General features: G+C 42.6%; 23 protein-coding genes. 15 read left to right on the top strand and 8 right to left on the bottom strand.

Annotated features, from left to right (window positions below; translation table 11 throughout):
- The first annotated feature begins 57 nt into the window (after positions 1-57).
- The 6 genes from cytR (at position 58) to rraA (ending at position 5,675) form a co-directional block, all read left to right on the top strand.
- On the top strand, positions 58-1,080 hold the full coding sequence (cytR, locus tag C9J38_RS13070) for a DNA-binding transcriptional regulator CytR (RefSeq protein WP_289844205.1): 1,023 nt from the start codon (positions 58-60) through the stop codon (positions 1,078-1,080).
- 159 nt (positions 1,081-1,239) lie between these two features.
- Positions 1,240-1,974 (top strand): SPOR domain-containing protein, encoded by a 735-nt coding sequence (locus C9J38_RS13065; RefSeq protein ID WP_107207480.1) that lies wholly within the window; start codon positions 1,240-1,242, stop codon positions 1,972-1,974.
- A 182-nt stretch (positions 1,975-2,156) separates the two neighbouring features.
- Positions 2,157-2,684: an ATP-dependent protease subunit HslV gene (hslV, locus tag C9J38_RS13060; protein ID WP_005371875.1), complete on the top strand. Its 528-nt coding sequence runs from the start codon at positions 2,157-2,159 to the stop codon at positions 2,682-2,684.
- A 10-nt stretch (positions 2,685-2,694) separates the two neighbouring features.
- Positions 2,695-4,026, top strand: coding sequence for an HslU--HslV peptidase ATPase subunit (gene hslU, locus C9J38_RS13055; protein ID WP_107207479.1), 1,332 nt, complete (start codon positions 2,695-2,697; stop codon positions 4,024-4,026).
- 134 nt (positions 4,027-4,160) lie between these two features.
- Positions 4,161-5,069 carry a 1,4-dihydroxy-2-naphthoate polyprenyltransferase gene (locus tag C9J38_RS13050; RefSeq protein WP_107207478.1) on the top strand — a complete coding sequence of 303 codons (909 nt, stop codon included), beginning with the start codon at positions 4,161-4,163 and terminating at the stop codon, positions 5,067-5,069.
- A 120-nt stretch (positions 5,070-5,189) separates the two neighbouring features.
- A complete protein-coding gene (gene rraA / locus C9J38_RS13045) occupies positions 5,190-5,675 on the top strand; it encodes a ribonuclease E activity regulator RraA (protein WP_107207477.1) in 486 nt (161 codons plus the stop codon).
- Positions 5,676-5,775: 100 nt separating this feature from the next.
- Here rraA and zapB read toward each other — a convergent pair whose 3' ends face one another.
- Positions 5,776-6,018: a cell division protein ZapB gene (gene zapB, locus C9J38_RS13040; protein WP_107207476.1), complete on the bottom strand. Its 243-nt coding sequence runs from the start codon at positions 6,016-6,018 to the stop codon at positions 5,776-5,778.
- 609 nt (positions 6,019-6,627) lie between these two features.
- Here zapB and glpX point away from each other — a divergent pair.
- The 5 genes from glpX (at position 6,628) to tpiA (ending at position 10,604) form a co-directional block, all read left to right on the top strand.
- Complete coding sequence (glpX, locus tag C9J38_RS13035) at positions 6,628-7,635, top strand: class II fructose-bisphosphatase (RefSeq protein ID WP_107207475.1); 1,008 nt, start codon at positions 6,628-6,630, stop codon at positions 7,633-7,635.
- Between the two features lie 161 nt (positions 7,636-7,796).
- Positions 7,797-8,411 (top strand): metalloregulator ArsR/SmtB family transcription factor, encoded by a 615-nt coding sequence (locus tag C9J38_RS13030; protein ID WP_107207474.1) that lies wholly within the window; start codon positions 7,797-7,799, stop codon positions 8,409-8,411.
- 15 nt (positions 8,412-8,426) lie between these two features.
- Positions 8,427-9,170 carry a ferredoxin--NADP reductase gene (locus tag C9J38_RS13025; protein WP_107207473.1) on the top strand — a complete coding sequence of 248 codons (744 nt, stop codon included), beginning with the start codon at positions 8,427-8,429 and terminating at the stop codon, positions 9,168-9,170.
- Positions 9,171-9,208: 38 nt separating this feature from the next.
- Positions 9,209-9,649, top strand: a complete 441-nt coding sequence (locus C9J38_RS13020; protein ID WP_233217672.1) for a DUF3135 domain-containing protein — start codon at positions 9,209-9,211, stop codon at positions 9,647-9,649.
- Between the two features lie 184 nt (positions 9,650-9,833).
- Complete coding sequence (tpiA, locus tag C9J38_RS13015) at positions 9,834-10,604, top strand: triose-phosphate isomerase (protein WP_105061127.1); 771 nt, start codon at positions 9,834-9,836, stop codon at positions 10,602-10,604.
- A gap of 144 nt (positions 10,605-10,748) precedes the next feature.
- Here tpiA and pfkA read toward each other — a convergent pair whose 3' ends face one another.
- Positions 10,749-11,711: a 6-phosphofructokinase gene (gene pfkA, locus C9J38_RS13010; protein ID WP_107207471.1), complete on the bottom strand. Its 963-nt coding sequence runs from the start codon at positions 11,709-11,711 to the stop codon at positions 10,749-10,751.
- Positions 11,712-12,181: 470 nt separating this feature from the next.
- Positions 12,182-12,649, bottom strand: coding sequence for a Spy/CpxP family protein refolding chaperone (locus C9J38_RS13005; RefSeq protein WP_105061129.1), 468 nt, complete (start codon positions 12,647-12,649; stop codon positions 12,182-12,184).
- A gap of 199 nt (positions 12,650-12,848) precedes the next feature.
- Here C9J38_RS13005 and C9J38_RS13000 point away from each other — a divergent pair, with 199 nt between their 5' ends.
- Both C9J38_RS13000 and cpxA read left to right on the top strand, forming a co-directional pair.
- Entirely contained in the window at positions 12,849-13,541 is a 693-nt protein-coding gene (locus tag C9J38_RS13000) for a response regulator (protein ID WP_107207470.1), read from the top strand.
- Complete coding sequence (gene cpxA, locus C9J38_RS12995) at positions 13,541-14,920, top strand: envelope stress sensor histidine kinase CpxA (protein WP_107207469.1); 1,380 nt, start codon at positions 13,541-13,543, stop codon at positions 14,918-14,920. Before C9J38_RS13000 ends, cpxA begins: the two co-directional genes overlap by 1 nt.
- 80 nt (positions 14,921-15,000) lie before the next feature.
- Here the strand turns inward: cpxA and C9J38_RS22155 are convergent, their stop codons facing one another.
- A complete protein-coding gene (locus tag C9J38_RS22155) occupies positions 15,001-15,090 on the bottom strand; it encodes a diguanylate cyclase domain-containing protein (RefSeq protein WP_107207468.1) in 90 nt (29 codons plus the stop codon).
- Between the two features lie 96 nt (positions 15,091-15,186).
- Between C9J38_RS22155 and C9J38_RS12985 the strand changes: the two genes are divergently transcribed.
- Positions 15,187-15,651, top strand: a complete 465-nt coding sequence (locus C9J38_RS12985) for a tRNA (cytidine(34)-2'-O)-methyltransferase (RefSeq protein WP_107207467.1) — start codon at positions 15,187-15,189, stop codon at positions 15,649-15,651.
- A 70-nt stretch (positions 15,652-15,721) separates the two neighbouring features.
- Here C9J38_RS12985 and cysE read toward each other — a convergent pair whose 3' ends face one another.
- The 4 genes from cysE to C9J38_RS12965 all read right to left on the bottom strand — a co-directional run bounded on the left by cysE (position 15,722) and on the right by C9J38_RS12965 (position 18,753).
- Positions 15,722-16,543, bottom strand: a complete 822-nt coding sequence (cysE, locus tag C9J38_RS12980) for a serine O-acetyltransferase (RefSeq protein WP_107207466.1) — start codon at positions 16,541-16,543, stop codon at positions 15,722-15,724.
- 150 nt (positions 16,544-16,693) lie between these two features.
- The gene (gene gpsA / locus C9J38_RS12975; protein ID WP_107207465.1) at positions 16,694-17,710 is read right to left on the bottom strand and encodes an NAD(P)H-dependent glycerol-3-phosphate dehydrogenase; all 1,017 of its coding nucleotides are present in this window, start codon (positions 17,708-17,710) and stop codon (positions 16,694-16,696) included.
- A gap of 17 nt (positions 17,711-17,727) precedes the next feature.
- Positions 17,728-18,189 carry a protein-export chaperone SecB gene (gene secB, locus C9J38_RS12970; protein WP_045083845.1) on the bottom strand — a complete coding sequence of 154 codons (462 nt, stop codon included), beginning with the start codon at positions 18,187-18,189 and terminating at the stop codon, positions 17,728-17,730.
- 123 nt (positions 18,190-18,312) lie between these two features.
- Positions 18,313-18,753 (bottom strand): rhodanese-like domain-containing protein, encoded by a 441-nt coding sequence (locus C9J38_RS12965; protein ID WP_105061135.1) that lies wholly within the window; start codon positions 18,751-18,753, stop codon positions 18,313-18,315.
- A 419-nt stretch (positions 18,754-19,172) separates the two neighbouring features.
- On the opposite strand from C9J38_RS12965, the gene gpmM reads away from it, so the two are divergent.
- Entirely contained in the window at positions 19,173-20,714 is a 1,542-nt protein-coding gene (gene gpmM / locus C9J38_RS12960; protein ID WP_107207464.1) for a 2,3-bisphosphoglycerate-independent phosphoglycerate mutase, read from the top strand.
- Positions 20,715-20,717 lie beyond the last annotated feature (3 nt).

The raw sequence follows: 20,717 nt of genomic DNA, 5'->3' as shown, positions 1-20,717 counted from the left end.
TTTCCGTCTCAGTCCTTTTGACCTCGAGCTACCAGCCGCACAATAAGAGAGATTTAGATAAAAGAGGAAAGCAATATGGCGACAATGAAGGATGTTGCCCAGCTAGCCGGAGTTTCGACTGCAACGGTTTCCCGTGCGCTAATGAACCCGGAAAAAGTATCGGCTTCAACTCGTAAAAAAGTTGAGCAGGCTGTCATGGAAGCTGGCTACTCACCTAACTCACTTGCCCGTAATTTACGTCGCAATGAGTCAAAAACGATCGTAACTATCGTCCCTGATATTTGTGATCCTTACTTCACAGAGATTATTCGTGGTATCGAAGAAGCTGCAATGGAGTACGGTTACCTTGTATTGCTGGGCGACAGTGGTCAACAGAAAAAGCGTGAAAACTCATTTGTTAATTTAGTCTTTACTAAACAAGCTGATGGTATGTTATTACTGGGTACAGACTTACCTTTTGATGTCAGTAAACCAGAACAGAAGAACCTACCCCCCTTAGTGATGGCTTGTGAGTACGCACCCGAGTTAGAGTTGCCGACCATCCATATTGATAATCTCACCGCGGCATTTGAAGCAGTTAATTATCTAACACAAATGGGTCATAAGCGTATTGCGCAAATTACCGGCCCCGACCAAGCGCCATTATCCCAGTTCCGAAATCAGGGCTATCAACAAGCACTGCGTCGTGGTGGGATTACATTAAACCCAGCCTATACGGTGAAGGGTGATTTTAGCTTTGCTGCTGGCGCACGCGCAGTTACCGCATTGTTGTCGTTACCTGAGCCACCAACCGCACTGTTCTGTCATTCTGATGTGATGGCGATTGGCGCAATGCAGCAGGCAAAACGTCTTGGTCTTCGTGTTCCTCAAGATATTTCGATTGTTGGCTTTGATGATATTCAATTTGCTGAATATTGTGATCCACCATTAACCACCGTTTCTCAACCACGCTATGAGATTGGTCGTCAAGCAATGCTGATGTTACTTGAACTACTTAAAGGCAAGGAAGTACAAGCAGGATCTCGCTTACTTGATGCGAAACTGGTGATCCGTGAAAGTGCAGCCCCACCATCTCGATAGTCATAAAAAGACTGTGAGCTTATGAAATAATCATAAGTTCACAGTTTTTACATACTATTGACCTTAACCCACACATTAATAGTGATAAAAACTAGTCAGTATCATTCCAACTTTGTAACATAGAGTTCTTTCCTTCTCTCAACATATTTGTCTATCATCGTGGCTACTAAAGATTATGTAAAACGCGGACGCTCGCCGAAACCGGCAAATAAAAAAAGCAGTCCGAGTCGAAAAAAAGCCCCCGCCTCTAGTGGATTTCCAATCAAGTGGGCGGTCACCGCTATTGTTTTAGTATTTGGACTTATTACTGGTTTATTCTTCTTATCTGGTACTGATGTTCCTGAAAAACCAGCACATAAAGATGAACCTTTAATTAGTGCAAAACCTCAATCCACTAATGAGGTTAAAAAAATCGCTAATAAAGAAGTTCTACCGCCAAAACCTGAAGAAAAATGGCGTTACATTCAAGAATTAGAAAATAAAAAAGTCATCGTGCCAGACGACTTGAAAAACCAACGTATGCAGCCAGTGGAAACAGAAACTGCAGCTAAAAAAACAGACACACCTAAACCGAAAGAGAACGCTCAAACTGCTAAGCCTGTGGTTACTGTAGACACAAAACCAAGTCCAGCCAAAAATCAGTCCGAGGCGACATCAAGTGTGCGCTTTGTATTGCAGTGTGGGGCTTACCGTAATAAATCACAAGCCGATGAACGTAAAGCAAAAATTGCATTCCAAGGCATGAATAGCCAACTTAAAATTAGCAGTGATGCAAAAGGAACCTGGTACCGTGTCGTATTAGGCCCTTACTCACAAAAAAGCAGTGCTGAAAAAGATAAAGCTAAACTACAAAATGGCGGTGTTTCACCGTGTGGTATTTGGCATTGGCAATAACTCTCCAAGGTTAGCCAAATAATCAGAAGGACGTACCTATTTACGTCCTTTTTTTATGTTAGATAAACGTAATAATAGCGACCAATTGACAGTTCATACTTGAAAAGCCTTTCTTTCATCCCCAGATCTTTTCACATTAACGTTACCGGCTATGCCGGAGCAGAACCAGAGAGGTTAACCCCGTGACAACTATTGTATCTGTACGTCGAAACGGTAAAGTCGTCATTGCTGGTGACGGCCAAGTATCACTTGGTAACACAGTAATGAAAGGCAACGCACGTAAAGTTCGCCGTCTATATAACAATAAAGTACTGGCAGGTTTTGCTGGCGGTACCGCTGATGCATTCACTCTATTTGAACGTTTTGAGCGTAAGCTTGAGATGCACCAAGGCCACCTTCTAAAATCGGCCGTAGAACTTGCCAAAGATTGGCGTACTGATCGCGCTCTGCGTAAGCTTGAAGCCTTGTTGGCCGTTGCCGATGAAACTGGCTCACTCATCATCACTGGTAATGGTGACGTTGTGCAACCAGAGCACGACTTAATTGCGATTGGCTCTGGCGGTAATTTCGCCCAAGCCGCAGCCACAGCATTGCTAGAAAATACCGATTTAGGTGCGCGAGAAATTGCAGAGAAAGCCCTGAATATTGCTGGTGATATTTGTGTGTTCACTAACCACAATCACACCATTGAAGAATTAGAAACTAAGTAAGGAAGTTGTAATGTCTGAAATGACTCCTCGCGAAATCGTTCATGAACTTAATCGCCATATTATCGGTCAAGACAAAGCGAAACGAGCAGTTGCGATTGCACTACGTAACCGCTGGCGTCGTATGCAACTTCCTGAAGAGTTGCGTGTTGAAGTAACGCCAAAAAATATTTTAATGATCGGCCCAACTGGGGTGGGTAAAACCGAGATTGCACGCCGCTTAGCGAAACTAGCTAACGCGCCTTTCATTAAAGTAGAAGCAACAAAATTCACCGAAGTGGGTTATGTTGGTAAAGAAGTCGAAACAATCATTCGCGATCTAACTGATGTAGCAGTAAAAATGACACATCAACAGGCGACTGAGAAAGTCCGTTTCCGTGCTGAAGAATTAGCAGAAGAGCGTATTTTAGATGCCCTTCTACCACCAGCGCGTGATGCTTGGGGTCAAAATGAAGAAGCCCCTGCAGAGTCGTCGACTCGTCAATCTTTCCGTAAAAAATTACGTGAAGGCAAGCTTGACGATAAAGAAATTGAAATGGACATTGCAGCACCTCAGATGGGTGTAGAGATCATGGCGCCTCCTGGTATGGAAGAAATGACCAACCAGCTACAGGGCATGTTCCAAAACCTTGCTGGCAATACCACTAAAAAGCGCAAGATGAAAATCAAAGACGCGCTAAAAGCTGCAACCGAAGAAGAAGCGGCGAAGTTAGTCAACCAAGAAGAGCTTAAAGAACAAGCCATTCATTCGGTTGAAAACAATGGTATCGTGTTCATCGATGAAATCGATAAAATTTGTAAGCGTGGCGAGTCTTCCGGTCCTGATGTTTCTCGTGAAGGTGTGCAGCGCGACTTACTCCCATTAGTCGAAGGCAGCACAGTATCAACCAAACACGGTATGGTTAAAACAGACCACATCCTGTTTGTTGCATCAGGCGCTTTCCAAGTGGCTAAGCCATCAGATTTGATCCCTGAATTGCAAGGTCGTTTACCTATTCGCGTTGAGCTTGAAGCGCTAACAAGTCACGACTTTAAACGAATTCTGACGGAGCCAAATGCATCGCTAACAGAGCAATACAAAGCATTAATGGCAACAGAATCAGTTGAAATCGAATTCACGGCTGACGGTATCGACAGCCTAGCGGATGCGGCATGGCAAGTGAATGAGCGTACTGAGAATATCGGTGCTCGTCGTCTGCATACCGTTATGGAGCGTCTAATGGAAGAAATTTCCTATGATGCAAGCGAAAAGTCTGGTGAGAAATTCACGATTGATGCCGCATATGTTAGCGAGCGTCTTGGTGAATTCGTACAAGATGAAGATTTAAGCCGCTTTATCCTGTAATAACATTGCCTTTCAGAAATAACGGTGCCTTGCGCACCGTTTTTTTTATTTTAGCAACTATTAATGGGATAAATTTGCGCCAATCCAAATTTTCGCCATAATAGCTATTCCCTCATTATTTAAGTACCTAGATTATGAAATCATCTTCATCACTTGCTATTTGGTTAGATGCAGCAAGACCGAAAACCTTGCCACTAGCCATCGCATCAATTGTATGCGGTAGTGCAGTGGCAGGATGGCATGGAAGTTTTTCTGCTTTAATTGCAGCGCTCGCTTTATTAACCGCCCTTTTGCTGCAAATTCTTTCTAACCTTGCTAATGATTACGGTGACGCTGTCAAAGGCACCGATAATGATGATCGTTTAGGACCTCAACGTGCGATTCAATCAGGATTAGTAACCCCGAAAGCCATGCGTACTGCCATGTTTGTCAACATTATTCTGACAGCAATCAGTGGCTTATCATTGATATTTTTTGCCTGTCATAATCCCCATGACATCATTGGCTTTATACTACTCGGCGCGCTAGCTATTGTTGCATCTATTGCCTATACCGTGGGTAATAAGCCCTACGGTTACCGTGGCTTAGGTGATTTATCAGTATTAATCTTTTTTGGCTGGTTGGGTGTTGCAGGCACTTACTACCTACAAGCTGGCAACATTGATTCAGTGATAATGTTACCGGCAACGGCCTGTGGTTTGCTCGCAGTGGGCGTTCTTAATATTAATAACCTACGTGATATTGATAACGACCGAGCTTATGGTAAGCAAACTTTGGTCGTACGAATGGGACCTGAATGGGGTCGTAAATACCACCTCTTCTTATTAGCAGCCAGTGTTGTATGTTTAACGCTTTTTTCTCTATTTGAAACAAAATCGCTATTCGGATGGCTATTTTTATTGAGTGTGCCACTACTATTTAAACATGGTCGTGCTGTTTATCATTCTAAAAATGGTGAAGAACTCCGCCCAATGATGGCAACCATGGTCAAATGTGCTTTACTGACGAATTTATTGTTTGCTCTTGGGATCATCTTGTCATAATTGCGAATTGCAATGACAGATCAACTGGTTATAATTTCAACAAGGCTTACGATGAGTATCTCCTCGTTATAAGCCTTATTGATTTCCTTTCTTTTCTTTCGCTAAATAAGAAGTCCACTTATGGAATACAATACCTCTGAACTGTGTGATATCTATCTCGAACACGTTGATGTTGTTGAGCCTATGTTCAGCTCTTACGGTGGACGCAGCTCTTTTGGCGGTCAAATAACCACCATAAAATGTTTTGAAGATAACGGTGTTATTCGCCAAGTCTTAGAACAATCAGGCGTAGGGCGAGTGTTATTAATTGACGGTGGTGGTTCACTACGACGTGCATTAATTGATATCGATTTAGCTCATTTAGCGCAAGAAAATCAATGGGAAGGGCTGATTATTTATGGCTGTGTTCGCCATGTTGATGAGCTAGATGAATTAGATCTTGGTATTCAGGCGCTTGCCTCAATCCCAGTGGGCGCTGATCAACGTGATATCGGTGAGGTTGACGTTGCAGTCAATTTTGGTGGGGTGACCTTCTTACCAGAAGATCATATCTATGCTGATAATACAGGGGTTATTTTATCACCTGAGCCTCTTGATATCGATTAGACATACTGCGAGCAATCAATAAAATTACGGCCCGGTATGCTGTCGTTCCTGAAAACAACATACCAAGCCGAAAACCGAAACAGATAAACTGAAATCAGTATTATTCTACGTGTTCCATTTTGCCTAGTAGGTTGCGTACGCGCTCCTGCCATGCATTATGATCTTGACGTAGTTTTTCATTTTCTTCATTTAGACTTTCACGACCAGAGCGTAGTTCTTGCGCTTCCATCGAAAGTTGAGAGTTTTGCTCTTTTAATTCATCAATTTCCATTTGTAGAATAGAAATTGTATCAATTGCCATCTGAACTTTGGCTTCTAGTTGTTCTAACATTTCTAGAGACATATTGTTTACCTGATCTTAGCCCGTATGTTGGCTTAGTCATTAAGCCAATCACCTACGCGCGAGTTAAATTCACATTCACCTCTATTCTAACGAGGCAGCGACTATCTGACATCCACAATTCTAATGCTTTTGGGCAAACGGATGAAAATCACACAAGTCTGATATAATTTTTGCAAAGTGGATCAAATATTCGCCCACTGAGACAACCAAATACAGTGCGAAGTTCATTTTTAATCGAATCTCAGCTTTATTTGCTCTCTTCCCTGTCAAAAAAACATCAACGAATAAGCTTAACTGTCACCTAACTTACGCTTTCTTATTTATATCCTAATTTGTACACAGTGTTTAGACCCAATACCACCAATATTGCTTTTTTGTCACGATTCATTCATTGATATTCTGTCACCAAAAATAACGCTAATCATTAGCATGACCACATGCAGGATATAATAGTGGCTTGTCATCAAAACCAGAATTTATACACAGCGATTAATACGGGTTATGAACATTGCAATACTGCCCTTTATTTTGCGCAATCGTTTCACCATCCCTTATGTTAAAATCGACTCAGTTTATTTCTCTAATCGACTTTATATATCTGGAGTTATCATGAAACGCGATTTAGCAATGGCATTCTCACGGGTTACAGAAGGGGCGGCACTAGCAGGCCATAAATGGCTTGGTCGTGGCGATAAAAATGCTGCTGATAATGCTGCGGTAGAAGTGATGCGTATTCTACTTAATCAAACTGAAATCAATGGCGAAATCGTAATAGGTGAAGGCGAAATTGATGAAGCGCCAATGCTCTACATCGGTGAAAAGGTGGGTTGCGGTGGCGATGCTGTTGATATTGCAGTCGATCCCATTGAAGGAACACGCATGACAGCGATGGGACAAAATAATGCCCTCGCTGTATTAGCCGCGGGTGAAAAAGGAAGCTTTCTAAAGGCGCCTGATATGTACATGGAAAAACTGGTGGTTGGCCCTGCAGCAAAAGGCGTGATTGATCTTGAGAAGCCACTTGTTGATAACTTGACGGCTATTGCTAATGCTCTGGGTAAATCATTGCAAGATTTAGTGGTGATCACCCTTGCCAAGCCTCGCCACGATGAAACGATTAAGCAAATGCAAGCAATCGGTATTCGTGTCTTTGCCGTGCCTGATGGCGATGTGGCGGCGTCTATTCTAACTTGCATGCCAGATAGTGAAGTCGACGTGATGTACTGTATCGGTGGTGCGCCAGAAGGTGTTGTTTCCGCCGCCGCGATCCGTGCATTAGGCGGTGACATGCAGGCGCGTTTACTTCCTCGTCATGAGGTCAAAGGGGATACCGCAGAAAACCGCGAACTCGGTGAAATTGAAATTCGTCGTTGCCACGAAATGGGTATTAAAACCAACACATTATTGCGTATTGAAGATATGGCAAAAAGCGATAACGTGATTTTTGCAGGGACAGGTATAACCAAAGGTGACTTACTAGAAGGCATTCATCGTCAAGGTAATATCGCGACAACGGAAACCTTATTGATCCGTGGTCAATGCCGTACTATTCGTCGTATTAAGTCGACCCATTACCTTGATCGTAAAGATGACATTGTAAAATCGCACATCATCTAATTACGATATTCACATGTAATAAAGCGTACTTCGGTACGCTTTTTTCCCCACCTCTCACTCCTAAGAAGCAAAATCAACGCAACCCGTTAGAATGGTAAAGAGATTGCTTTATTTAATGAGCTGATCCCATAATACCTAGAGAAATGAATATATAGGTAGCTATGAAAACCATCGAGAAAATCCTCTATCACTTAAAAAATGAAGGTCCTGTCACGGCAAAAGTATTGGCTGAAAAGTTCTCCGTTACTACCATGGGAATTCGTCAACACTTACAAAGCTTAGAAGATGAAGGGCTGGTTGATTTTAACGATGTCAAAGTCAAAGTCGGACGTCCTACCCGTCATTGGCAATTAACAGAGCAAGGACATCGTCGTTTTACTGATCGTCATCATGATTTAGCCGTACACATGTTAGAGTCAGTTGAAGATCTGTTCGGAACATCAGGGCTTGAGCAAGTCATCGCAAAACGCGAACAGCAGACTTACGAACAGTATCAACAAACATTACAAACGTGCGAAACACTCAAAGAAAAGCTCGAACACCTCGCTCAATTACGTACACAAGATGGGTATATGGCAGAGCTTATAACAACGCACGATGGTTATACCTTAGTTGAAAATCACTGCCCTATTTGTCGAGCAGCACAACATTGTCCTGCACTATGTCTCTCGGAACTTACGGTATTTAAACGCCTTCTTGGAGAAAACATCCGTATTGAACGTGAAGAACATATCATTTCAGGTCAAAGGCGCTGCACTTATCGAATAACATCATAGAATTAGGAGGCCATAATGGCTGATTGGATTCCTGCTCAAGTTATTGCAAACCGCCACTGGAATAATAATTTATTCAGTTTGTCATTAGCGGCAAACATCGAGCCTTTTAAAGCAGGGCAATTTACCAAGCTCGGCTTAGAGATTGATGGCCAAATGGTCCAACGCGCCTATTCTTTTGTTAACCCTCCCCAGCAGCCAACCATCGATATTTACGCCACAAGGGTTCAAGACGGGTTATTGTCACCACGACTCCACCAACTAGAAGAAGGCGATACAGTCTTGATCTCTGCACGCGCCAATGGCTTTTTTACTCTTGATGAGGTTCCACAAGGCGATCACCTTTGGCTACTTGCAACAGGGACGGCTATCGGTCCTTACCTGTCTATTTTGCAGCAAGGCGATGTCTGGCATCGGTTTAGAAAAATCATCTTAGTTCATGCGGTTCGTTTTGCCGCAGATTTAAGTTATCAAGCAGAAATCACACAATTAAAGCAGCAATATGGCGATCAACTTATCGTCCAGCCTTTTGTCAGCCGAGAACCGTCTCCTCTTTGCCTGACAGGAAGGATCACTCAAGCCCTTGCAGATGGACAACTAGAGCGCCATGTCGGGCTAACATTACATCCAGAGCAAAGCCAAATTATGTTGTGTGGTAACCCTGAAATGGTAAAAGAGACTAAAAGTGTGCTAGAAGCGCGAGGATTTGCTAAAAATTTACGTCGAAAACCGGGACAGATAACTATGGAGCATTACTGGTAGTTATTAACACCCGCTTAGTTGTATCAAATAGGAGATATATGCATAAAGTTGTCACTTTATCTCCTACTAATCTCACCTCTAAGACGCCATACCCGTTATCTTTTCATATACTAAAGGTAGTTGTACGGATGGAGTTGACGATGGATACGCTACCCAATTTTGATGATATGGCAAAAATGGCAAAAGAAGATCCAGAACAATTCGAACAACTACGTCAACAATTAATAGAAGACGCAATAAACCAAGCACATGACAGCATGCAACCACGCCTAAAAGCACAACAAAGTCATATCGATCTGATTATTAGTCGTGGAAAAAACCCACTTCACACCACCATGTTGTTACGAAATGAGTTACAGCGCCAATTAGTTCGCTTTGCCGAAACCCTCCAACACCCCTATAACCAAGAAAATGCTGAGATCACGCCGATTTCATCTCATCCCAAACAATCCGAAAACACAGAGAAAAACTCTTTCTAACGCAGTTTCCTGCAAGAAATTAACTATATTTTGAAATATTTTGAAATTATGAGTTCACTTTTTACCTTGAAAAAGGTACAACCGAGCTCATTAATGATTTTGGACAGTAAAAATGAACCATTCTTGGTATATTTTTACTACATCAAGTTAAGTTAATTACATCATTTAAATTTGGAGAAAAGCTATGCGCCATCCTGTGGTTATGGGTAACTGGAAGCTAAACGGTAGCAAGGAAATGGTCTCTGGCCTTATCAAAGGTCTTGATGCAGCACTTAACGGTGTTGAAGGTGTTGATGTAGCCATCGCTCCACCAGTAATGTACTTGGATCTAGCTGAGCAGCTACTAAGCAAAGCAAACAGCAAAATCATCCTTGGTTCTCAAAACGTTGATCTACACAACAACGGCGCATTCACAGGCGATATCTCTCCTGCAATGCTTAAAGAATTCGGTGCTAGCCATATCATCATCGGTCACTCTGAGCGTCGTGAATACCACAACGAATCAGATGAGTTTGTTGCTCAAAAATTCGCATTCCTAAAAGAAAATGGCCTAACGCCAGTTCTTTGTATTGGTGAGTCAGAAGCACAAAACGAAGCTGGCGAAACAGTAGCTGTATGTGCGCGTCAACTTGACGCAGTTATCAACACTCAAGGTGTTGAAGCACTGAACGGCGCAATCATCGCTTACGAACCAATCTGGGCTATCGGTACAGGTAAAGCAGCAACTGCTGACGATGCACAACGCATCCACGCTGCTATCCGTGCTCACATCGCTGAGAAAAGTGAAGAAGTCGCTAAGAACGTTGTTATCCAATACGGCGGTTCTGTTAAGCCAGAAAACGCAGCTGCATACTTCGCACAACCAGACATCGACGGTGCTCTAGTTGGTGGCGCAGCACTTGATGCTGAAAGCTTTGCAGCTATTGCTAAAGCAGCAGCTGAAGCGAAAAACTAATCATTCTTGTTGATTAGCCTAAGAGGTCACCTACGGGTGGCCTTTTTGTTTTTATCGCAAAAAACCGTCCTTTACCGATTTCAAGGTAATAAAAAAGGCCGATAATAATCGACCTTTTTTCTCTCTTACTGCTCGATAAATCTCTTAAAATAACTTCTCAGCTAACTCATAAAGATCGTTACGAACAGGGCGACGCATATTTTCAATTGCATCGATGATATCGTGGTGAACAAGTTGCTCACACTGAATACCTACACAACGACCACCTTCTCCTTTTTGAAGAAGATCAACTGCATATGCACCCATACGAGAAGCAAGTACACGGTCAAACGCTGTTGGTTGACCGCCACGCTGAATGTGGCCCAATACTGTTGCACGAGTTTCACGACCTGTTTCAGTTTCAATGAACTTAGCCAGTTCATTCACATCAGTCATTAGCTCTGTGATAGCAATAATTGCGTGCTTTTTACCTTTAGCAATACCTTCACGGATATGCGTTAGTAATTTTTCTTTATCTAGACCAGTTTCAGGTGTGATGATGTACTCACAACCACCAGCAATCGCAGACATTAGGGTTAAGTCACCACAATGACGACCCATCACTTCTACAATAGAGATACGTTGGTGTGAAGATGATGTATCACGTAAACGGTCAATTGCATCGATAACCGTATTCATTGCTGTCATGTAACCGATAGTGTAATCAGTACCTGCAACGTCATTATCGATAGTGCCAGGAAGACCGATACATGGGTAACCCATCTCAGTTAACTTCTTCGCGCCCATGTATGAACCGTCACCACCAATAACTACTAATGCATCAATGCCATGCAGTTTTAGGTTCTCAATCGCTTTTTCACGCACTTCCACTTCTCGGAATTCAGGAAAACGCGCAGAGCCTAGGAATGTACCGCCTTTGTTGATCACATCAGATACACTTTTACGATCTAGCTTTTCGATACAGTTGTTATAAAGACCTTGGTAGCCATCATAAATACCGTACACTTCTAGACCTTCAGTTAACGCTGCTCGAACTACGCCGCGAACCGCTGCATTCATACCAGGTGCGTCACCACCACTGGTCAAAACACCAATCTTCTTAATCATGGTTACCCTCTGACTTTGGGAATTGAAAATCAAATCCGACACGATTATACCGAGGTTCCCCTGCTCGATATCACAGCAACAGCCGTGCTGTGCGTGTAAAAACTGAAACTTTTCTACTTACGTGGGAGTATTACAAGTTTGCAAAAATATTTAGTTGATTCATATCACGCAAGGTCGGGATTCAATCAAGCTTCTTTTTACACGAAAATTAGCCTTATCTCTTTCGTTTTAAGCTGACGTTGCTACATAATCAGCCCGATTTTTCGTGTACTTGATGATCCATATGCCTATGGTGTGTTCAATATCACGCAGTATAGCCGTTTTATGATGACAATTAATAACAAAACCTACGAGAAAATACGATCATCGAGGTGATTTTTTTATGAGGGCTCTAACTCCTGAGTAAAAAATCAAAAAAAAGCCACAACAGAAGTTATGGCTTTCTTTTTTTGTCTTTATTACTCAAACACTCAGTGTGTTTTTTTCTCAAGTTTCATAAATCGCTTTTCGGCATGCTGTTGCTTTAATTCCACATATTTTGCTTTTTGCTCTGGGGTCAAAATATTCAACATTTGATGGCGCTGTTTTAATCGCTCAACACGGTGCTCGGCTTGTTTCTCTGACATACGATCGACCAATTGACGTACCGCTTGCTCATCAAAATTATCTGCCAGTACTAATTTATCGAGTGCTTTGTGATCTGTTTGCATTTCAGTGCGATTAGCCTGTCGCTCCGCTTTCATCGCTTCACGATCTTTCTCTCGTAAGGTTTTCATTTCGGCTTTTTGTGTATCAGTCAACTCTAGCTGTTTAAACAGGCCACGCTCACCATGATGCCCTTTCATACCATGTGAGTTCGGAGCAGCCATTACTGACATCGAACCTAATACCATTGGTACTGCAATCGCCATCATCATTGTTTTTTTGAACATTTTCATGCTTGTATCTCCAACTATTTGGGTGCGGCAACCTGTGCCATTGTGCTTGGTAATCATAATAACGGATCACAAGTAAAGCGTTGTCGAGTAAACGTAAAGCTACGTAAATCAATGATAACGAAACTTGGCGTTCACGCTGACATTAGCGATACTAGGCTCAAGACTTCATCACTCTCTTTATCTTTGCATAGGTTTGACCATGGCGAAAATTTTACTTGTCGATGACGACATTGAGCTCACAGCATTATTAAAAGATATTCTAGAGCTAGAAGGCTTTGATGTGATTGAAGCCAATAATGGCCAGCAAGGATTAGAAAAGGTAGATAGCAGTATCGATCTGATTTTACTTGATGTCATGATGCCAGTAATGAACGGCACTGAAATGCTACGTCGCTTACGAGAGTCCCATTCAACACCTGTGATGATGTTAACCGCTAAAGGTGATGAAATTGATCGTGTGCTTGGTCTTGAACTCGGCGCTGATGATTACCTGCCTAAACCTTTTAGCGACCGAGAGTTGTTAGCGCGTATACGCGCAGTATTGCGCCGTACTCAAGCCACGAATGAAAAAACCACTGAAAAATCAGACCTACTCACCTATCAAGACATTACGATTTATCCCGGACGACAAGAGGTGCTTTGTCAGGAAATTCCAATCGAAATGACGGGCACAGAGCTCGCTTTATTAAGCTATTTTATTCAACGTCCAGGTCAGATTATTGCCAAAGAATCCTTAAGCCTAGATGTACTCGGTAAACGTTTAGCTCGTTTTGATCGCGCCATTGATATGCATGTATCCAATATTCGTAAAAAGTTGCCAGAGCGCTTAGATGGTAAGCCAAGGATTAAAACCTTACGCGGTAAAGGTTACTTATTAGTTGAGGAAGCATAATGAAATTTCCGGGGCTCACTAGCCTTTATGGCCGTATTTTTGCCATTTTCTGGTTTACCCTTTTTGTTGTCGTCGTGACAATCGTTTTGTTATTTCAACTCGATCCTCGAACAGGGCAAGCGATCCCAGAGCCTCACCTTAAACGCCTAGAATATACCGCAGAAAATATTAACCAAAAGCTCAACACCCCACGAAACGAAAACGTTAAAAGATTGCAGCTAGAACAAAAACTCAAACGCTTAACAAAACGTAAAAATAATCATGATATCCAGATTTATTTTACGACTCTTGATGGCGACATTATCTCACCACAAAAACACACTAAAGCATTGCGTAACTTTATTACTATTGCTGATAACCCAAGTGCCCCTAAGCAACGTTTATATGGTCGCTGGATGATGGCTGGCCCCTTTACGATCAATACGCCGAAGGGTGATATTTATATGTATAGCGGTCAAATATGGCGTGGCCCTTCCCCGTTTATCATTCAAATTTTGGATAAGCCATTTAAGCTCCTACTCGTGACAATGCTTGTCAGCACCCCCTTTTTGCTCTGGCTCGCTTGGGCAGTCACACGCCCAGCAAGACGTTTACAACAAGCCGCAGAGCGTGTCGCACAAGGTGAGTTTACCGCCGATCCAAATTTAGAAACCGGACCACGAGAATTTAAACAAGCTGGCGCAAGCTTTAACCAAATGGTAGGGGCATTAAATACCATGATCAGTGGACAGCAACGTTTACTGTCAGATATTTCGCATGAGTTACGCTCACCACTCACTCGTTTACGGATGGCTACCGCATTAGCTCAACGCAAACAAGGGGAAAGCCGTGAGCTAACCCGCGTTGATACTGAGGCTGAACGATTAGAAACCATGATTGGCGAATTACTTGAATTATCTAGAATGCAAGTCAATAGTCATCAACAAAATGAAAGGCTTGATAGCCAAACACTATGGTATGAGATGCTTGAAGATGCTCGCTTTGAAGCTGAACAATGCCATAAAACTTTACGTTATAACGCGCTGCAAGATTGGCCGATTAATGGCAATCCTAACCTATTGATCAGCGCACTAGAGAACGTAATACGTAACGCGATTAAATACGGCAATGACGTCATTGAAATACAGTTTACGGTTCAACAGCACCTGCTCACCATCACGATTGATGACAATGGTGACGGTGTGCCTGAGGCGGAATTAGATGATATCTTCCGGCCCTTTTACCGCGTCTCCACCGCACGAGATCGTGACAGCGGAGGCACTGGGCTTGGTTTAGCTATTACAGAAAGTGCGATTCGACAACATAGAGGAACAATTAAAGCGAATAATAGCTCCCTTGGCGGATTGAATATTACTATTACTCTGCCTCTGGCCTGTTAACACCATTAAAGAGATACTCTTGATAAACCAGCGACACTTTTGAGCCGAAAACGTTGCATGTCATTAAAGTAACGAGGCTTTCATACTCTATCTCCATTGGCATGACCATATTGATCATTTATTGACTTAAAATCGTCCAGAACAATATACAAAGCTAAAAACAGACACACTCTTAGTGGAAATAATCTTTATGCTCAGGCCATTTGCTTGTTTATACTGAGCTTGTCACAATGTGTTATCTTTAGCTGCTAATAAAGCGATAAATTATGTTTGATATTGCGTTATATGAACCTGAAATTGCCCCCAATACGGGTAACATTATTCGCCTCAGTGCGAACTGTGGTGCTAACTTGCATTTGATTGAACCATTAGGATTTGATTTAGACGAGAAAAAAGTACGCCGTGCTGGTTTGGATTATCATGATTTAGCGCATGTCCATCGCCATAAAGATTTTGCTGCTTTCATACAAGCAATGGAAGGGCGTCGTATTTTTGCCTGCACCACCAAAACCACTAATTTCCATACTAATGCGAAATTTAAGCAAGGTGATGTGTTACTTTTTGGCCCAGAAACTCGTGGCCTACCGGCTGAATTTATTGCCAGCCAGCCCCTTGAGCAACGCTTACGTATTCCAATGCAACCCGATAGCCGCAGCTTAAACCTTTCCAATGCAGTTGCGATTATTGCGTTTGAAGCATGGCGACAAATGGATTTTAACGGCGCGGTATAAAACAGAAAAAGGCGATCAATGATCGCCTTTTTTTCACATTCAATATGTCTTTTATTGAACATAACGATGGCTAAATACCATCACCTTCAATAAACGTTTGCGAGTTACCATTAAATTGCTGATCCATATCCATCGATGGTTTATCAGAATTTGGTCGCCCAACCACTTTGGCAGGAATACCAGCGACAGTGGTATGGGGAGGTACAGAATTTAACACTACCGAACAAGAGCCTATTTTCGCCCCTTCACCGACTTCGATATTGCCTAACACTTTAGCGCCAGCACCTATCATCACCCCTTCACGGATCTTCGGGTGACGATCGCCACTCTCTTTCCCCGTACCACCTAATGTGACGTCCTGAAGAATTGAAACATCATTTTCAATGACCGCGGTTTCACCAATCACAATACCGGTCGCGTGATCAAACATGATCCCTTGACCGATTTTTGCCGCAGGATGCACATCGACTTGGCAAGCTACCGAGATTTGGTTTTGTAGATAAACCGCTAAGGCTTTTCGATCTTGTTTCCACAACCAGTTAGCCACACGATATCCTTGAAGAGCGTGACAACCTTTAAGATAAAGTAATGGAATAGAATACATCTCAATAGCAGGATCACGTTCAACAACAGCACAAATATCACGTGCTGCCGATTCAACTATCGAACAATCGCTAGCATACGCTTCTTCGATGACCTCACGAACAGCCATCGCTGGCATCGATGGTGTCGCCAATTTATTGGCAAGTATATAACTCAATGCAGCAGCAAGATCATCATGCTTAATAATCGTGGCATGATAAAAACTCGCGAGCATTGGCTCATGCTCTGACTGCTCTCGTGCTTCCTGCTTGATCGCTGGCCAAAGCTGGTGTTGTTGACATTGCTTCACGTCATCCTCTGCTTACTTATCTATTCTTCTTATAACTATACTTAATTAGTCAGGTATTACTTTAACCTGATTGCAAAAAAAAACAACGCGAGCCAAGGCTCGCGTTGTTGAAACAGAAGATAATAAGGTTGATACCCTTATATCTTACTGTTATTCATATTTTTTCTCGCGTGCGAGTAATTCTTTAGCAGCCTCACGAGCATCTTTACCTTGATAAAGTACTTGATAAATTTGCTCAGAGATCGGCATCTCAACACCATAACGTTTAGCTAATTGCCAAACCTCTTTGGTATTACGATAACCTTCAACAACTTGACCAATTTCCTGCTGTGCTTGCTCTACACTTTTACCTGCGCCTAGCGCTAAACCAAAACGACGGTTACGGGATTGGTTATCGGTACATGTGAGTACTAAGTCACCCAATCCAGCCATGCCCATAAAGGTTTCAGGCTGTGCACCTAATGCCGCGCCAAGACGACACATTTCCGCAAGACCGCGGGTGATCAACGCTGTACGTGCATTGGCACCAAAGCCAATACCGTCAGACATACCTGCACCAATCGCAATCACATTTTTTACAGCGCCGCCTAGTTGCATCCCCGTAAAATCATTATTGCTATAAACTCTAAAGGTTTTATCACAATGAATCTTTTCTTGAAGATCAGCAACAAACTCCGCATCCGGTGATGCAACAGAAATAGCCGTCGGTAAACCCGCAGCTAGTTCTTGGGCAAAGGTAGGGCCTGATAATACTGCAAGTGGAATATCACTACCTAAAGCATCGACTGCGACATCTTTTAACAGACGTCCAGTTTCTGGTTCTAACCCTTTGGTCGCCCAACAGACACGTGAATCTGAGCGTAAGAAAGGTTTTACTTGTGATAATACTTGACCAAATACATGACTTGGTACAACAACAAGTAAATCGCGGCTACCTTCAACAGCATCTTGTAAGCTTGAGGTTACAATTAACGATTCTGGAAAGTGCACACCAGGAAGAAACGCTTCATTGGCACGATCAATTTCCAATTGTGCAATATGTTCTGGGTCATGGCCCCATAAAATAACATTGGCACCATTTCTGGATAACGCAATAGCAAGTGCTGTGCCGTAAGAGCCAGCACCTAATACTGCCATTGAAATCGTATTATTTGCGTTCTTAGTCATAATTGTTACTTTGCTTATTAAGCTTCAGCGTTTGCTTCTGCTTGGTTTTGTAAGTAGTTCATGAACAATGCATCAAAGTTTACTGGTGCTAGGTTCAATTGTGGGAATGTACCCTTAACTACTAAGCTTGAAATTGTTTCACGCGCGTACGGGAATAGGATGTTCGGGCAGAATGCACCTAGGCAATGTGCTAGTTGTGGTGCTTCCATACCTGCAACAGAGAAGATACCGCCCTGCTGAACTTCACAAAGGAATGCATTCTCTTCTTCATTCTTAACTGTAACAGTCAGACGAAGTACAACTTCATACACACCTTCAGCTAGTTCACGGCTTTGAGTATCAAGATCCAATTTCACATCTGGGTTCCATTCTTTTTGGAACATATCAGGTGAATTAGGCGCTTCAAAAGAAACGTCTTTTAGGAAGATACGTTGAATTTGAAAGTTTTGTTGTGCTTCTGTATTTGCTGCTTCAGCCATTTCCTGAGTCCTTTTTGATGCTCGCTATTACGAGACTTAATACGCCAGCACAGTGCTAACCACAGGCTGTATTGAATAAATAGACAGCGGTATGACTACGCGTACCGCACATCAAACAATGCGTTATTTTTTACCTTTGCTTTTTACTAGCGGCAGGTTTGCTTCGTTCCAAGCAATCAGACCGTCTTTTAGTACGTTAACATTGGTAAAACCCGCTTTACTCAAATCATTTGCGGTTGTTTGAGCGGTTTGACCTGTCTTACATACCACAATGATTGGGGCTGTTTTATGTTTTTCAAGCTCTGTAATGTTTTGTTCTTTAATTTGGCTTGGCAAAGCGTGAAGTGAGCCCGCAATATGACCTTTACGGTATTCATCACGAGAGCGAATATCAACAAACACTCCTTCTTCACGATTGACTAATGCTGTCGCGTCGTTAATACCAATTGTTTTATACGTTGCAGTTTTCTCTTTGACCATAGAACCGATGATAGCCACAACTAAACCGATCCAAACTAGAGATAAAATAGGGTTACTGGTTAAAAATTCAATATATTGTTGCATTTGCTTCGCTCTGTTTCATGGCTAAATGGCAGCCAAGATTAACGGGATTTTTAAAGGTTTTGAGTATACCGTTGTTACCTATCATGTACAGCAACGGGTATTCATTCCGCGCTTTAACTCACTTGTTGCTATTAATAAGTTATGCGCACCACCCAGTATAAAAGCGAATCTCGCACTTACCTATTAATGAAATAGAGAAAAACTGTGATCTAGGGCTTACACTCAAGACAATAAATGCATATATTTTGTCGAATAGGTCACAATACGCTCGACAGTAAGTTTGAACTTCTCCTACTGCTTTCAATACTTTCTGTAGTAAAATTACATTAATGGATATTACAATTACCTTAAAAATGCTTTTACATTAAGCAGTTAAGGCAATTGATATAGATTTTCATTTATTCGAAGAGGGACAGAACATGTCTGCGAAGAAACCACTTGCACTTGTTATTTTAGATGGTTGGGGCTACCGCGAAGACAATGCGGATAACGCAATTGCTAACGCTCAAACACCAGTAATGGATGGGCTGCTTGCTCAAAACCCTAACACACTAATTTCAGCTTCTGGTATTGATGTTGGTCTACCTGACGGTCAAATGGGTAACTCTGAAGTGGGTCATACTAATATCGGTGCAGGCCGTGTGGTATACCAAGATCTTACTCGTATTACTAAAGCGATCAGCGATGGTGAGTTTTTCGAAAATGAAGCACTTGTAACGGCTATCGACAAAGCAGTAAACGCAGGTAAAGCGGTTCATATTATGGGTCTTCTATCTCCAGGTGGCGTACACAGCCACGAAGATCACATTGCTGCAGCAATTGAGATGGCAGCAAAACGTGGCGCAGAGAAGATCTTCCTGCACGCATTCCTAGATGGTCGTGATACACCACCTCGTAGCGCGAAGAATTCACTGGTTCGTTTTAATGAACTATTTGCCAAGCTAGGTAAAGGACGTACCGCATCACTGATTGGTCGTTACTACGCAATGGATCGCGATAATAACTGGGATCGCGTTGAAAAAGCTTACGATCTTATCACTGCCGCTAAAGCTGAGTTCACAGTCGCTAATGCTGTTGACGGTCTAGCTGCGGCTTACGAGCGTGATGAAAATGACGAATTTGTACAAGCGACTGAAGTACGTGCAGAAGGTCAAGAAGCAGCAATCGTGGCAGATGGCGATAGCGTTATTTTCATGAACTACCGCGCTGACCGTGCGCGTGAAATCACACGTGCATTTGAGCCAGGTTTCACCGATTTTGCGCGTGCACAATTCCCACAATTATCTGACTTTGTAATGCTAACGCAATATGCCGCAGATATTGAACTAACAACAGCATTCAAACCAGCAAGCCTAGACAATACATTAGGCGAATGGCTATCGAAGAAAGGCAAAAAACAGCTACGTATTTCTGAAACAGAAAAATACGCGCACGTAACCTTCTTCTTCAATGGCGGTAAAGAAGATGAGTTTGATGGTGAATCACGTCAACTTGTTGCTTCACCAAAAGTAGCCACTTACGATCTTCAACCTGAAATGAGTGCACCAGAGCTAACTGATAAGCTTGTTGCCGCAATCAAAGGTGGTGAGTTCGATATGATCATCTGTAACTACCCTAACGGTGATATGGTTGGCCATACTGGTGTTTACGACGCTGCAGTGAAAGCGTGTGAAGCACTAGATACTTGCCTAGGTAAAGTCGTTGCAGCGATTAAAGAAATGGACGGTCAGTTACTGATCACTGCCGACCACGGTAATGCCGAGATGATGGTTGACCCATCAACCGGTGGTATCCACACAGCACACACTAATCTACCAGTGCCACTTATCTACGTAGGTAGCAAAGACTTAGAACTTAAGTCAGGTGGTAAGCTGTCAGATCTTGCGCCAACGATGCTTTCACTAACAGATATGGAAATCCCTGCAGAGATGTCTGGTCAGGTGCTATACAATCTGAAATAATTA

Source organism: Photobacterium sp. GB-210, from assembly GCF_003026075.1.
GTDB lineage: Bacteria > Pseudomonadota > Gammaproteobacteria > Enterobacterales > Vibrionaceae > Photobacterium.
This window is presented reverse-complemented; position numbering and strand designations above follow the sequence as displayed.